General features: G+C 72.4%; 12 protein-coding genes. 7 read left to right on the forward strand and 5 right to left on the reverse strand.

Annotation, left to right across the window (positions count from 1 at the left end):
* The 3 genes from PT931_RS07540 to PT931_RS07550 form a co-directional block, all read right to left on the reverse strand.
* The gene (locus PT931_RS07540) at positions 1-726 is read right to left on the reverse strand and encodes an ABC transporter permease (protein ID WP_456244956.1); all 726 of its coding nucleotides are present in this window, start codon (positions 724-726) and stop codon (positions 1-3) included.
* A complete protein-coding gene (locus tag PT931_RS07545; protein WP_456244957.1) occupies positions 723-1,634 on the reverse strand; it encodes an ABC transporter ATP-binding protein in 912 nt (303 codons plus the stop codon). Before PT931_RS07545 ends, PT931_RS07540 begins: the two co-directional genes overlap by 4 nt.
* Before the next feature lie 256 nt (positions 1,635-1,890).
* A complete protein-coding gene (locus PT931_RS07550; protein ID WP_456244958.1) occupies positions 1,891-2,556 on the reverse strand; it encodes a TetR/AcrR family transcriptional regulator in 666 nt (221 codons plus the stop codon).
* 87 nt (positions 2,557-2,643) lie between these two features.
* Here PT931_RS07550 and PT931_RS07555 point away from each other — a divergent pair, with 87 nt between their 5' ends.
* Both PT931_RS07555 and PT931_RS07560 read left to right on the forward strand, forming a co-directional pair.
* Complete coding sequence (locus PT931_RS07555) at positions 2,644-3,714, forward strand: alpha/beta fold hydrolase (protein ID WP_456244959.1); 1,071 nt, start codon at positions 2,644-2,646, stop codon at positions 3,712-3,714.
* A 117-nt stretch (positions 3,715-3,831) separates the two neighbouring features.
* Positions 3,832-5,127 carry a TolB family protein gene (locus tag PT931_RS07560; RefSeq protein ID WP_456244960.1) on the forward strand — a complete coding sequence of 432 codons (1,296 nt, stop codon included), beginning with the start codon at positions 3,832-3,834 and terminating at the stop codon, positions 5,125-5,127.
* Between the two features lie 32 nt (positions 5,128-5,159).
* On the opposite strand, the gene dusB is transcribed toward PT931_RS07560, so the two are convergent.
* Complete coding sequence (dusB, locus tag PT931_RS07565) at positions 5,160-6,293, reverse strand: tRNA dihydrouridine synthase DusB (protein WP_456244961.1); 1,134 nt, start codon at positions 6,291-6,293, stop codon at positions 5,160-5,162.
* An 80-nt stretch (positions 6,294-6,373) separates the two neighbouring features.
* On the opposite strand from dusB, the gene PT931_RS07570 reads away from it, so the two are divergent.
* The gene (locus PT931_RS07570) at positions 6,374-7,315 is read left to right on the forward strand and encodes a sterol desaturase family protein (RefSeq protein WP_456244962.1); all 942 of its coding nucleotides are present in this window, start codon (positions 6,374-6,376) and stop codon (positions 7,313-7,315) included.
* On the opposite strand, the gene PT931_RS07575 is transcribed toward PT931_RS07570, so the two are convergent.
* The gene (locus PT931_RS07575) at positions 7,287-8,117 is read right to left on the reverse strand and encodes a PhzF family phenazine biosynthesis protein (RefSeq protein ID WP_456244963.1); all 831 of its coding nucleotides are present in this window, start codon (positions 8,115-8,117) and stop codon (positions 7,287-7,289) included. The genes PT931_RS07570 and PT931_RS07575 overlap by 29 nt on opposite strands.
* A gap of 108 nt (positions 8,118-8,225) precedes the next feature.
* Between PT931_RS07575 and PT931_RS07580 the strand changes: the two genes are divergently transcribed.
* The 4 genes from PT931_RS07580 to ppdK all read left to right on the forward strand — a co-directional run bounded on the left by PT931_RS07580 (position 8,226) and on the right by ppdK (position 14,901).
* The gene (locus PT931_RS07580; RefSeq protein ID WP_456244964.1) at positions 8,226-8,774 is read left to right on the forward strand and encodes a TetR/AcrR family transcriptional regulator; all 549 of its coding nucleotides are present in this window, start codon (positions 8,226-8,228) and stop codon (positions 8,772-8,774) included.
* A 13-nt stretch (positions 8,775-8,787) separates the two neighbouring features.
* Positions 8,788-11,259 (forward strand): Tex family protein, encoded by a 2,472-nt coding sequence (locus PT931_RS07585; RefSeq protein ID WP_456244965.1) that lies wholly within the window; start codon positions 8,788-8,790, stop codon positions 11,257-11,259.
* Positions 11,260-11,369: 110 nt separating this feature from the next.
* Positions 11,370-11,933, forward strand: coding sequence for a histidine phosphatase family protein (locus PT931_RS07590; RefSeq protein ID WP_456244966.1), 564 nt, complete (start codon positions 11,370-11,372; stop codon positions 11,931-11,933).
* Between the two features lie 295 nt (positions 11,934-12,228).
* Complete coding sequence (gene ppdK / locus PT931_RS07595; protein WP_456244967.1) at positions 12,229-14,901, forward strand: pyruvate, phosphate dikinase; 2,673 nt, start codon at positions 12,229-12,231, stop codon at positions 14,899-14,901.
* Positions 14,902-14,946: the final 45 nt, after the last annotated feature.

Genomic DNA, 14,946 nt, shown 5'->3' on the forward strand with positions numbered 1-14,946 from the left:
CTACTCCCAGCGGAAGAACCGGGCCGCCAGCGCGCCCAGCATGATCGTGTACCCCGCCATTATCGCCAGCCCGGCCGCCGACGGGGCCTCCCCGAGCCACGCGGCCTGCACCGCGAGCCGGAACGCGCCCAGCGGCGTCCAGTCCCCGACCACCTGCACGGCGTGCGGGAGCTGTTCGCGGGGCACGAGGACCCCCGCGAGGAAGGCGAGCGGGTAGTAGGCGAGGAAGCCCAGCCCGGTGGCCACCTTCGAGGACTTCGCCACCGCCGAGATGATCAGGCCGAACGCGAGCATCGCCGCCGCGCCCAGGGCCAGGACCAGGGCCAACCAGGCCCAACCGGCCGGCGCGGACATGCCCAGGGCCACGACGCCGACCCCGATCACCAGGGCCGTCGACAGCAGCATCATGGTCAGGTTGACGACCAGCTGGGCCCGCAGCAGGGCGCTCGGCGGCACGGGGGTGGTGGCGAGCCGGCGGAGGATGCCCTTCTCCCGGTACAGCGTGAGGGTGGTGGGCAGCACGAACAGGCCGAGCATGCCGACGGTCAGGGCCAGCGCGGCGGACGGCAGCACGGTGTCGAGGGCGGAGTGCCCGCCGTACAGGTCGCTGGGTGTCGACACGTCCGGGATGATCCCGAAGATCACCAGGATGCCGACCGGGAGCAGCAGGGACAGCAGGGTGCTCATCGGGTCGCGGAGGAACAGCCGGAACTCGGTGCCGATCATGACTTCTCCCGCTCGGTGGTGAGGGTGGCGTAGGCGTCGTCGAGGCTGGCCTGTTCGATCCGCAGCTCGGCGGCGACGATGCCGTGCCGGGCGAGCACGGCGGTGACGGCCCCGGGCAGGTTGCCGGTGCCGGACACGGTCACCTGCGGGCCGGCCCGTTCGACGGAACGCACCTCCGGCAGGGCCGTGAGCAGGGCGTCGTCCAGCGGGCTCGTCGGGCGGAACCGGACGACCTGGTCGCCGCCGGCCTGCCGCACGAGCCCGCCGGGGGTGTCGACGGCCACGATCCGGCCCGCGCTGATCACGGCGACCCGGTCGCACAGCCGCTCGACCTCCTCCATGAAGTGGCTGACCAGCACCACGGTCACGCCCCCGGCGCGGAGCCGCTCCACGAAACCCCAGGCCTCCCGCCGGGCCTGCGGGTCCAGTCCGGTGGTGAGCTCGTCCAGGATCACGACCTCGGGGGTACCGGCCAGCGCCAGCGCGATCGACAGCCGCTGCTTCTGTCCGCCGGACAACTTCCCGAACGCGGTCCGCTCCTTGTCGGCGAGCCCCCAGTCGGTCAGCAGCGCCCGCCAGTCGGCCGGCCTCCGGTAGAACGACGTGTACAGCCGCAGCGCCTCGCCCACCGTCAACTTCGCCGGCAGCTCGCTCGACTGGAGCTGGATGCCCACGCGTTCCCGCAGCTCACGGGCGTCGGTGACCCGGTCCAGGCCGAGTACCCGGACCGTGCCGGCGTCCGGCTCGCGCAGTCCGACGACGCACTCGACGGTCGTGGTCTTGCCCGCGCCGTTCGGGCCGACGATGCCGAAGATCTCGCCCGCGCCGACCTCGAAGGTGACGTCGCGCACCGCGTGCTGGGCGCCGTACCGCTTGCGCAGCCCTCGTACCTCGATGACGTTCTCCATGCCCTTGATCCTGGGCTGTTCCGGCGTGCGCCGAATCGACCAGCGGGCGGGCGGACGGTGGATCCGCGCGGTCCACCGACCGGTGGGGGAGTCCACCGATCGGTGGATCGGCGGGTCAGCCGGGGGCGGAAAATTGTGGTCTGGTCGTCGGGCGGGAAGCCGGGTACAGTAGCCGGCATAGCTCGTCCCGACGACTTCCCCCGTGGTCGCCGGGACGAGTTTCTTTCTGCCCTTTTCCCGCAGGTCAGGCCCTGTTTCAGCCGCTGGTCGGGGTGTCCAGGCTCGCGGCGACCGTGCGCAGGGCCGCGGCCAGCTGGGGGCCAGAGGGGACGTGCTCCGGGTCGACCAGGCACTGGACCATGACGCCGGTCAGGAGCGCCTGGTAGAACGCGCCCACCTCGCCGGCCGTGTCCGAGTCGGGGGCCACCCCCTGGAAGATCGCGGCGAGCCCGCGCCGGGCCTCGTCCTGGGCGCCGGCGAAGAACTCCCGCATCCGGGGGACCTGGTCGATCCGGGATACCAGCTCGAACTGGGTGGCCCACAGTGGCCGGTGTTCGGGGAAGGACGCGATCACCCGGTCCCAGGTGGCCTCGAACCGGTGCCGGGGGTCGCCGGCCTCCGGGTCCGTGGCGGCGCGCGGGTGGCCCGCAGCGCCTGTCGCCTCAGCCCCGCCGGTGGCCCCGGCCGCACCGGAGTCGGGGCCTGAGCCGCCGGTCAGCGCCCGTTCCAGCTCGTCCCCCCACTCCGACATGGACTCGACCAACGCCTGGTTGAGCAGGGCCTCCGTGGACTTGAAGTGGTATCCGATCGCCGCCAGGCTCGTGCCCGCCGCCGTCGCGATGTCCCGGGCGGTGGTCCGGGCGTAGCCCTTCTCGTACAGACAGCGCTTGGCGCCGGCGAGCAGATCTTCGCGATTTCCCATGGCCACCACTCTAGTACATCCGTCTCGCACAACTGTCTAAGACATGTGTACAGTTCTGCTCATCGGAACTCACCTGAGGAGCACGACATGATCGGCACCATCGTCGCCAGCACCGTCGTCGCGGCCCCCGTCGCCGCCGGCCTCGGCTACCGCAAGCTCCGCCAGCGCGCACTCGCGAAGCACCTGGCCATCACCACCCCCAACGGCATCGCCGAGGAGCGCTTCGAGCGGATCGGCGGCGTCGAGCAGTGGATCGGCATCCGGGGCGAGAACCGCGACAACCCCGTTCTGCTGGTGCTGCACGGCGGCCCCGGCTCGCCGTACTCGGTCTTCGGCCGCCAGCTGCGTACCTGGGAGAAGCACTTCACGGTCGTGCACTGGGACCGCCGGGGCGCGGGCCGCACGCTGCGCCGCAACGGGAAGGCCGGCTGCGGGGAGCTCACGTTCGAGGGCATGGTCGACGAGGCGGTCGAGGTCACCGAGTTCCTGCGCCGGCACCTGCGCCAGGACAAGGTGATCCTGATGGCCGGCTCGATGGGCACCCTGATCGGCGTCCCGCTCGCCCAGCGCCGTCCCGACCTGTTCCACGCGCTCGTCACCACGGACCTGTACGCGAACATGGCCGCCAACGAGGCCCTCTCCTACCAGGGCACCCTGGAGCGGGCCCGGGCCGCCGGCCACACCCGGGGCGTCGCGGCGCTGGAGCGGATCGGGGCCGACCCGCTGGCCTGGAGCCTGCGCGACTGGGGCGTCAAGCAGCAGTGGACGATGAAGACCGACCCGGTCGACCCGGGTGTCCTGCTCCGGCTGATCCTGCCGAGCATCCTGACCACGCCGGGCTACGGGCTGGGCGACGTGCGGGCGTGGATGGCCGGCTTCGAGTACTCGAAGAAGCGCATGTTCGACCAGTGGATGGCCTACGACGTGCGCGCGGGCGGGACCAGGTTCGAGGTGCCGTTCTTCGTCTTCCAGGGCGAGGGGGACGTGCTGACCCTGCGCGGGCTCGCGGAGGAGTACTTCGCGGAGGTCGACGCGCCCGTCAAGGAGCTGGCGCTGATCTCCGACGCCGGGCACTTCGCGGCGTTCAGCCAGCCGGAGCAGTTCCTCACCGAGCTGCTGGACCGGGTGCGGCCCCTGGCCGTGCGGGAACGGGTCTGACCCGGGTGGCGGGTCGCCGCTCAGCGCCCGGAGTCCTCAAGGGAGCATGCGCGGTGCTGCGGCCGGCGGGCGTGCGCCACCTCGCGGCCATTGGACACGCCGTAGGACACTGTGGCGATGCTGACTGAGCGGGCGCCCGGGGCCAGACCGGTGCGCGACCGACGCCCCCTGTTCGCCGCCGTCGCCTGCGCGGTGGTCCTGGCCGGCGTCGTGATCTGGTCGGTCCGTGAGCCGGCGCGCCCGTCCGGGCCGGTCACCCTGCCGGCGACGTTCCCCGGACACTCCTTCCTCGCCGGGTTCCTCGACAGTTCCCCGAACGGTCCGGCCATCGCGTTCTACCAGCAGTCCGCGGGGCACGAGGACTTCATGTTCACCCAGGCGCGGGTCGTCGGAGCCCGGGCCGACACGTACCGCCGGCTCGACATCGACGGGGCGGCCGGCGCGCGGTTGTCCCCCGACGGCACCCGGGTCGCGGTCGGGGACCCGGACGGCGGGTCGGAGATCACGCTGATCGACCTGGCCACCGCGCGGGAACGGACCCTGCGGGTGTCCGCCCGGTCGAAGACGTACCCGCGCGCCTGGTCCCCCGACGGCCGGTACGTGGCGGTCAGCGTCGAACCCGGGTCGTGGGAACCCGGGACCCTGGTGGGGCCGGTGTGGCTACTGGACACCGGTACCGGGAAGAGCTCGGTCCTCACCCAGGGCACCGCACCCGACCGCAGTGGCGTCGAGGACCCGACCATGGTGGCGTTCTCGCCCGACGGCCAGCACGTGGTGGTGCAGGCGGACCGGAGACTGGTGGTGGTGGGGCTCGACGGGCGGACCGAGCGTGAGCTGCCCCTGCCGGACGGGCGCACCCTCGCCGGCCCCGAGGCGTGGAGCCCCGACGGGCGGCTCCTGGCGCTCGGCACCGAGTCGGGTGGGAGTGGGGAGACGCGCGACCTGGTGTTCCTCGACGCCACGGGTGCCGGGGCGTCCGTGCCGGCACCGGTCACGGTGGGCACCATGCCGCCGGCGGGCTGGTCGCCACCGGTGCTCGGCTGGCGCGACGCGGACACGTTCCTGGCCGTCGTCACCGACGCGGACCCGCGGTCGGACGGCACGGTGAGCTACTGGGGATTCGCCGGTCGTACCCGGGCGCAGATCGTCGAGGTCGACGTGGCCGGCGGGCCGCCCCGGGTCCTGGCGAACTTCGTCACCGACCCCGACGGGGACCTGACCAGCCGGGACATTCAACTGGCCACGGCCCTGGTGCCGGGGATGGGGTCCCGGGCCGGCGGCGACGGGGACCTGGGGTGGTGGCCGCTCGGGTTCGTCCTCGGCGCCGTCGCGTGTCTGGCGGTGCCGGTGGGGCTCGGGGCGCTGCTGTTCCGTGGCCTGGTGCGGGCACGGCGGCGCGCCGTCAGTGCCTGACCACCAGCTCGACGAGCCGGGCCAGGTTGGGGTCAGCCGCCCGAGTCGTCCATCTCGGCACCCTCCGGCACCGCGTCGGAGTCCCGGTCCGCCAGCCAGCCCTCCGGCAGGAACACCTTCCCCGCCGAGTTCGTCCGCCCGCGCGGCAACCCCAGCTCCGACGCCGGGAACGGGGTGTCGTGCTCCAGCTTGCCGAGCAGGTCCTCCAGCTCCATCATGGACGACGCCATCGCCATCGCCCGGCGCAGTTCGCCGCCGACGGGGAAGCCCTTCAGGTACCAGGCCACGTGCTTGCGGAAGTCCGTCACGCCGTCGCGTTCCTTGGTGAACCACTGGGCGAGCAGGCCGGCGTGCCGGTGCATGACGGACGCGACCTCGCCGAGGGCGGGCATGACGGGTTCGGGGCGCGCGGCACCGGTGGCCCGGGCCCGGAACGCGGCCTCCAGGTCGGCGAACAGCCACGGCCGGCCGAGGCAGCCGCGGCCCACGACGACGCCGTCGCAGCCGGTCTCGTCGACCATCCGGAGCGCGTCGTCGGCCTCCCAGATGTCGCCGTTGCCGAGGACGGGCACGTCGAGGGCCTGCTTGAGGGTGGCGATGGCCTCCCAGTCGGCGGTGCCGGAGTAGCGCTGGGCGGCGGTGCGGGCGTGCAGGGCGACCCACTTGACGCCGACGTCCTGGGCGATGAGGCCGGCCTCGACGAACGTCAGGTGGTCGTCGTCGATGCCCTTGCGCATCTTGATCGTGACCGGCAGCCCGGCGGCGTTGTCCACGGCGGCGGCGACGATCGAGCGGAACAGGTTGCGCTTCCACGGGATCGCGGAGCCGCCGCCCTTGCTCGTGATCTTGCGGACGGAGCAGCCGAAGTTGAGGTCGATGTGGTCGGCCAGGTCCTCGGCGACGATCCGCCGGACGGCCCTGCCGGTGATCTCGGGGTCGACGCCGTAGAGCTGGATGCTGCGGGGCTGCTCCTCCGGCCCGAACCGGATCATCTTCTCGGTCTTCGGGTTGCGGTGCACGAGCGCCACCGTGGTGATCATCTCGCAGACGTAGATGCCGGCGCCCTGCTCGCGGCAGAGCTGGCGGTAGGCGACATTCGTGATGCCCGCCATGGGTGCGAGCACCACGGGCGGGTCAACGACATGCTGCCCCAACGTCAAAGTCACCTGTCGAGGATCGCACAACCGCCCGATCCTGGCCGAACGGCAGTGTCGCAGCTGACAGCGACGCCGGAGGATACTGCCTCATGGCCCCGTTTCTCGACGCGTTGCGCGCCCTGCCGCTCTGGGCGGCGGCCCTGCTGGCCCTCGCGGAGAACGCGCTGCTCGTGGGGGTCGGGGTCGGCTTCGGCCACCTGGTCCTCCGGGGCCGGGCGGGGATCCGGTCCGGCGCGGTGGGCGGGGAGCCGCGGCCGCCGGTCCGGTCGGGCGGCCTGGTCGGCATGGGACGAAACCCGACAGACGACCTTCAACGGGTACTGGCCGGAGCGGCCGTCCTCGGCAACGCCGCCGTGACCCTGGTCGGCTGGTACCTGTGGAAACAGGGGCTGATCCGCCTCGACCCGCACCTGTCCTGGGGCGCCCTGGTCGACCTGCTCCTCCTCATCCTGATCATGGACGCGGTCATGTACGCCGGCCACGCCCTGGCCCACCTCCGCCGCCTCTTCCCGCTGGCCCACCAGCTGCACCACCGGTTCACCGACGCCCGGCCGATGACCCTGTTCGCGCTGCACCCGGCGGAGGTGCTGGGCTTCGGCGCGGTGTGGATCGGGGTGCTCGCGGTGTACCCGTTCGACGTGTGGGCCGTGGCGGCGTACACCGTCGTGAATCTGATCTTCGGGGTCCTCGGCCACCTCGGGCTGGACCCGACCCCGCCCCGGGTCCGCCGCTCGGCCCTGTTCTACCTGGTCGCCACGCCCGCCCTGCACGACGGGCACCACCGGGACCCGCGGTACAACCTGGGCTTCTACACGACGATCGGCGACCGCCTGTTCGGCACGCTCGCCCCGGACTACGACCGCGAACGCACCGGGGCCTGGGGGCCGGCCCGGGCCGCGTGGTGGTCGGCAGCCCGGGCCGGGGCCGCGGGTGGCACCGGACGCGGCCACGGGTGGCTCGGGGCGCGGCCACGGGTGGCTCGGGGCGCTGGCGGTGCGGCGGTCAGGGCATCGCGACGGCGTTCCCGGTGACCCGGATCCCGCCGGTGCCCTCGGGGATGTCGACCGTCAGGTGGCCGGGCCGCCCGAGGTCCTCGCCCTGGTGCACGGACAGCCGCACCGGGGGCGCCACCAGACCGAGTGCGCGCAGGTAGCCGCCGAGCGCCGCGGCCGACGCGCCGGTCGCCGGGTCCTCGACGACGCCGCCGACCGGGAACGCGTCCCGGACGTGGAACCCGGTGTCCGAGGCGCGCCAGACGAGCTTCACCGTGGTCCAGTCGCGCCGGAGCATCAGCTCCCGGAGCCGGTCGAAGTCGTAGTCGAGCTTCGCGAGCCGGTCGCGGGTGCCGGCGGCGAGGAGGAGGTGGTGGGCGCCGGCGTACCCGACCCGGGGCGGCAGGGCCCCGTCCAGCTCGGCCGGGGACCAGCCCAGGGCGGCCAGCGCCTCGGCGAGGTCCGCGTCGGCCACCTCGGCGACGGTCGGCGGGACGCTGGTCAGGGTGGCGGTGAGCTGGCCGTCGGCGTCGCGGGCGGTGATCACGGGGATGTCGCCGGCGGCGGTGTGGAAGAGCAGCGGGCCGACCCCGGCGCGCTCGGCGACCGCCACGGCGGAGGCGATGGTCGCGTGGCCGCAGAAGGGGACCTCGGCCTGCGGGCTGAAGTACCGGACCGCGTAGCCGTCGGAGACCCGGGTCAGGAACGCGGTCTCCGAGTACCCGACCTCGGCGGCGGTGGCGAGCATCTCCGCGTCGGTGAGAGTCGCGTCGAGGACCACCCCGGCCGGGTTGCCGGCGGCGGGGTCGCGGGTGAAGGCGGCGTAGCGCAGAACAGTCATGCCCTCACCCTAGGGAGGGGGTTCGGAGGCGGTCGAGGGCCAGTTCGCAGGTGGTGGCCTGCTGGTAGAGTTGCTGACTGACCGCCAGTCATTCGAAAGGGGCGTGCGATGCAACGGTTCCAGCCGCCCGACGTCCGCCGCCGGCAGATCCTCGACGCCGTCGCCGAACTCCTGCTCGCCGACGGCTACGACAACCTGACCGTCGCCCGGGTCGCCGACCGGGCCGGCGTGGCCAAGGGCACCGTCTACCTGTACTTCGACTCGAAGAACGCCCTGATCAGAGGGCTGCAGGCCGACCTGTGGCAGCTGATGCTGCACGACCCGCTGGCCGCCCTGTCGGAGGACGGCCTGACCTGGGCCGACCGGCTCGACCGGCTCGTGGCCGCCTGGATCGAGGCCGAGACGAAGCACGCGGACCTGTACCACCTGCTGTTCCACCTGCACGGGGGCGGCGGCGACCCGATGACCGGGGCCCGCGACGTGCTCCAGGCGATCATCGAGGGCGGCGTCGCGGCCGGGGAGTTCCACGTCCCGGACCTCCAGGTGACCACCGACTTCCTGCTGCACGCCTATGTCGGGCCGTGCCATCATCCGCACATCGGGGACATCACCGGCGGGGTGCAGGTGCTGTTCCGCCGGGTTGTCGGTGCGACCTGAGAGAATGCGGACCGTGACGACCTCCATTCACCAGCGCATCGCCGACGAACTCGGTGTCCGCCAGGGCCAGGTCCAGACCGCCGTCGAGTTGCTGGACGGCGGTTCGACCGTGCCCTTCATCGCGCGGTACCGCAAGGAAGCCACCGGCATGCTCGACGACGCGCAACTGCGCACCCTCGAGGAACGCCTCCGCTATCTACGGGAACTCGAGGAACGGCGCGCCGCCGTCCTCGACTCGATCCGTTCCCAGGGCAAGCTCGACGACGCCCTCGAATCGCAGATCCTCGCCGCCGACTCCAAGGCGCGGCTGGAGGACATCTACCTGCCGTTCAAGCCGAAGCGCCGCACGAAGGCCCAGATCGCCCGCGAGGCCGGCCTGGAGCCCCTCGCCGACGGTCTGCTGGCCGACCCGACGGTGGACCCCCTGACGGCCGCCGCCGCGTTCACCGGGCCGGACCTGGACGCGGCAGCCGCGCTCGACGGTGCCCGGTCCATCCTCGTCGAACGGTTCGCCGAGGACGCCGACCTGATCGGTGAGCTGCGCGAACGCATGTGGACCAAGGGCCGCGCCGTGTCCCGGGTCCGGGACGGCAAGGAGACCGAGGGCGCGAAGTTCGCCGACTACTTCGACTTCGCCGAGCCGCTCACCAAGCTGCCCTCGCACCGGATCCTCGCCCTGTTCCGGGGCGAGAAGGAGGAGGTCCTCGACTTCGTCCTGGAGCCGGAGCCCGAGCCGACCGGCGACTACGAGCGCACCATCGCCGTGAAGTTCGACGTGTCCGACCAGGGCCGGCCCGGCGACAAGTGGCTCTCGGACACGGTCCGCTGGGCGTGGCGGACCAGGATCCTCGTGCACCTGGGCATCGACCTGCGGATGCGGCTGCGCCAGGCCGCCGAGGACGAGGCCGTCCGGGTGTTCGCCGCGAACCTGCGCGACCTGCTGCTCGCCGCCCCCGCCGGCACCCGGGCGACGATGGGCCTCGACCCCGGCCTGCGGACCGGCGTGAAGGTCGCCGTCGTGGACGACACCGGCAAGGTGGTCGCCCACGACACGATCTACCCGCACGAGCCGAAGCGGCAGTGGGACCAGGCGCTGGGCGTGCTGTCCCGGCTCGCGTCGGCGTACAACGTGGAGCTGATCGCGATCGGCAACGGCACCGCGTCCCGGGAGACCGACAAGCTGGCCGGGGACCTGATCGCCGCGCACCCCGACCTGAACCTGACCAAGGTCGTGGTGTCGGAGGCCGGCGCGTCCGTCTACTCCGCCTCCGCGTTCGCCTCCGCCGAGCTGCCCGACCTGGACGTGTCCATCCGGGGCGCGGTGTCCATCGCGCGCCGGCTCCAGGACCCGCTCGCCGAGCTCGTGAAGATCGACCCGAAGTCGATCGGCGTCGGGCAGTACCAGCACGACCTGGCCGAGGCCAAGCTGTCGCGCTCCCTGGACGCGGTCGTCGAGGACTGCGTGAACGCGGTCGGCGTGGACGTCAACACGGCCTCCGCGCCGCTGCTCACCCGGGTGTCGGGGATCAGCTCCGGACTCGCCGAGAACATCGTCGGCCACCGCGACGCCAACGGGCCGTTCCGGTCCCGCAAGGCGCTCAAGGACGTGGCCCGGCTCGGCCCCAAGGCGTTCGAGCAGTGCGCCGGCTTCCTGCGCATCCCGGGCGGCGACGACCCGCTGGACTCGTCCAGCGTGCACCCGGAGGCGTACCCGGTGGTCCGCCGGATCATGGCCGCCACCACCGGCGACATCGCCACCCTGATCGGCAACGGGGCGGCCCTGCGCACGGTGAAGGCCTCTGACTTCGTGGACGACACGTTCGGCCTCCCGACGGTCACCGACATCCTCGCCGAGCTGGAGAAGCCCGGCCGCGACCCGCGCCCGGCGTTCCGGACGGCCACCTTCAAGGACGGCGTCGAGAAGCTGTCCGACCTGGAGCCGGGCATGCTCCTCGAAGGGGTCGTGACGAACGTGGCCGCCTTCGGGGCGTTCGTGGACGTCGGGGTGCACCAGGACGGGCTCGTGCACATCTCGGCCATGTCGCAGACGTTCATCAAGGACCCGCGCGACGTGGTCAAGCCCGGGGACATCGTCCGGGTCAAGGTGCTCGAGGTGGACATCCCGCGCAAGCGGATCTCGCTGACGCTGCGTCTGGAGGACGAGATCTCGACGGGTACGCCGGGGGAGCGGCGCGGGCAGGGTGCCGGGGGGCCCGGTGGTCAGCGCGGGGCCGGTGGCGGCGGTGGTCGGCCCGGGGCCGGTGGCCGGCCGGGCGGCGGCGCGGGCGGCCAGGGCGGCTCGGGCGGTGACCGTCAGGGTTCCGGCGGGCGCCAGGGCGGTGCCGGCGGCCAGGGCGGCGCGCGGCAGGGCTCCGGTGGCCAGGGCGGTGCCCGGCAGGGTGGCCAGCCCCGGCAGCAGCGCCGCGAGGAGCCGGCGAACAGCGCGATGGCCGAGGCGCTGCGGCGCGCGGGCCTGACGAAGTAGCGAAGAGTGCGACGGGGCGGCGGAGGCGAGACCTCCGCCGCCCTCTTCGTGGGATCACGCGTGGGGCAAACCGATTGCGGCAATTACGGCGGCCCGGAAGCATTCGGGGGATGTTGAAGACACTCGCCGGACTCACCCTGGAACTCGTCCCGCACTGCGCCTCCGTCCCCCGGACCGGGTGGACCGGCAGCCACGACCCGCGCCCGTTGTCCGCCGACGGTCACCGGCAGGCCCGGGACCTGGTCGCGGCACTCGGCACCGGGATCGCGGCGGTCTACTCCAGCCCGGCCGTCCGGTGCCGGCAGACCGTGGAACCGCTGGCCAACGCGGCGGGGCTGGTGGTCACGGACATGGCCGAGTGGGCGGAGGCGGACGACTTCCGCGAGCCCGAGGAGTGGACGAAGGGCGTGTTCGCGGGCGTCGCCGGGGCGGTCGGCGGCGCGTGGTCCGCCGGGCGCGGGCTGCGGGCGGTGCTGGCGATCGGGGCGCGGCACCCCGGCGCGCGGGTCGTGGCGTCCTCGCACGGCGACGTCATCCCGGTCCTGGTGGCGACCCTGTGCGCGGTGTACGGCGCGCCCGTGCCGGCGGTGCCCGACCGGGGCGGCTGGTACACGCTCGGTTTCGGGGACGACTCGTTGACGATCACGACCTACGGCGAGGTGTACGCCGGGTAGCGGCTGCGGGGTCCCGTACCCGGATGAAGGGTTTTCGGGTTGGGACCCCCGGATCGCGGGATGCCGAAGGGATGCGGCTCTGGGATCGTCGGTTTGGTGAGGTCACGCGCCGGGTAATCAGTGAGCACATCGTGCGCGGAATCGCGCATTGAGAGGCCTCGGCGAGCGCATCTGAACACGGAGATGAACCGCCTATGTGCCGAGTGTCACCAAAGGGTGCCACGACCCCGACGGTAACCGCTAGCCTGCGCGCATCGGGGCACGACGGTTTGCCCATCCGCTCTGGAGGCCTGCTGTGACGAAGTTTGTCTACGACTTTGCCGAGGGCAATCGTGACCTCAAGGATCTGCTGGGCGGCAAGGGCGCGAACCTCGCCGAGATGACCAACATCGGCCTGCCGGTCCCGCCCGGGTTCACGATCACCACCGAGGCGTGTCAGGAGTACCTGGCCAACGGCAGCGAGCCGGCGAGCCTCCAGCAGGAGATCGACGAGCACCTCGCCGCGCTGGAGACCCAGATGGGCAAGAAGCTCGGCGACGCGGCCGACCCGCTGCTCGTGTCGGTGCGGTCCGGGGCGAAGTTCTCCATGCCCGGCATGATGGACACGGTGCTCAACATCGGGCTGACCGACGAGTCCGTGATCGGGCTGGGCGACAACCGGTTCGCGTGGGACTCCTACCGCCGGCTGATCCAGATGTTCGGCAAGACCGTCTGCGGCGTACCGGGCGAGGACTTCGAGCACGCCCTCGAGGAGCTCAAGCGGGTCCGGAGCACCGAGAACGACCTCGACCTCGACGCCGCCGACCTGAAGAAGCTGGTCGCGACGTTCAAGGACATCTTCCGCGAGCACACCAAGCAGGACTTCCCGCAGGACCCGCGCCAGCAGCTCGCCGACGCCATCCACGCCGTGTTCGACTCGTGGAACTCCGACCGCGCGGTCCTCTACCGCCGCCAGGAGCGGATCCCGGCCGACCTGGGCACCGCCGTCAACATCTGCTCGATGGTGTTCGGCAACCTCGGCTCGGACTCCGGCACGGGCGTGGCGTTCACCCGCGACCCGGGCTCCGGCGTCCGCGGCGTGTACGGCGACTACCTGGTCAACGCCCAGGGCGAGGACGTCGTCGCCGGCATCCGCAACACGGTCCCGTTGCAGGACCTCCAGCACATCGACAAGAACAGCTACGACCAGCTGATGGACATCATGACCACGCTGGAGAACCACTACCGCGACCTGTGCGACATCGAGTTCACCATCGAACGCGGCAAGCTGTGGATGCTGCAGACCCGGGTCGGCAAGCGCACCGCCGCCGCCGCCTTCGTGATCGCCACCCAGCTCGTCGACGAGGGCATGATCGACCTCGACGAGGCGTTGCAGCGGGTCACCGGCGCACAGCTCGCCATGCTGATGTTCCCCCGGTTCGACGGCTCGACCAACGCGCCCCGGCTCGGCAAGGGCATGAACGCGTCCCCGGGCGCGGCGGTCGGCAAGGCCGTCTTCGACTCGTACACGGCCGTGAAGTGGTCGCGGTCCGGGGAGAAGGTGATCCTGGTCCGCCGGGAGACCAACCCCGACGACCTGAACGGCATGATCGCTGCCGAGGGCATCCTCACCTCCCGGGGCGGCAAGACCTCGCACGCCGCCGTCGTGGCGCGCGGCATGGGCAAGACCTGCGTCTGCGGCGCCGAGGAGCTCGACGTCGACACCAAGCGCCGCCGGCTCGTCGCGCCCAACGGCGTGGTCATCGAGGAGGGCGACGTCATCTCCATCGACGGCTCCTCCGGCGTCGTCTACCAGGGCTCCGTACCCGTCGTGCCGTCGCCCGTCGTCGAGTACTTCGAGGGCAACGTCGACCTGTCCGACGACCTGGTCCGCGCCGTCGACCGGATCATGAAGCACGCGGACGCGGCCCGCCGGCTCGGCGTCCGGTCCAACGCCGACACCCCCGAGGACGCCGAGCGGGCCCGCCGGTTCGGCGCGCAGGGCATCGGGCTGTGCCGCACCGAGCACATGTTCCTCGGCGAGCGCCGCCAGCACGTCGAGCGCCTGATCCTCGCCGACGGGGACACCGAACGCTCCGAGGCGCTCGAGACCCTGCTGCCGTTGCAGCGCGACGACTTCGTCGGCATCTTCGCCGCCATGGACGGCCTGCCCGTCACCGTCCGGCTGCTCGACCCGCCGCTGCACGAGTTCCTGCCCGACATCACCGAGCTCTCGGTCCGGGTCGCGCTCGCCGAGTCCCGGGGGGAGAAGCACGAGAACGACCTGCGGCTGCTCCAGGCCGTGCACAAGCTGCACGAGCAGAACCCGATGCTCGGCCTGCGCGGCGTGCGCCTCGGCCTCGTCATCCCCGGCCTGTTCACCATGCAGGTCCGGGCCATCGCCGAGGCGGCCGCCGACCGGATCCGCAACGGCGGCGACCCCAAGGTCGAGATCATGATTCCGCTGGTCGGGGCCGTGCAGGAGCTCGAAGCGGTCCGCACCGACGCCGAGCGGGTGCTGCGCGAGGTCGCCGAGGAGACCGGCATCGTCGTCGACGCCCTGATCGGCACCATGATCGAACTGCCGCGCGCCGCGCTCACCGCCGGCCAGATCGCCGAGGCAGCCCAGTTCTTCTCGTTCGGCACCAACGACCTGACCCAGACCGTGTGGGGCTTCTCGCGGGACGACGTGGAGGCGGCCTTCTTCTCCGCGTACCTGGAGAAGGGGATCTTCGGGGTGTCGCCCTTCGAGACCCTCGACCGGGACGGCGTCGGCCGCCTGATCAGGATCGCCGTCAAGGAGGGCCGCGCGGCCCGGCCCGGGCTCAAGCTGGGCGTCTGCGGCGAGCACGGCGGCGACCCGGACTCGGTGCACTTCTTCCACGAGGTCGGCCTCGACTACGTGTCCTGCTCGCCGTTCCGGGTGCCGGTGGCGCGCCTCGAGGCGGGGCGGGCGGCCACCGAGTCGACCGGCAGCGACTCCCGATGAGCCACGGTCCCGGGGTCCCTGCCGGAAGGCGGGGGCCCGGGACCG

Source organism: Longispora urticae (assembly GCF_053902585.1).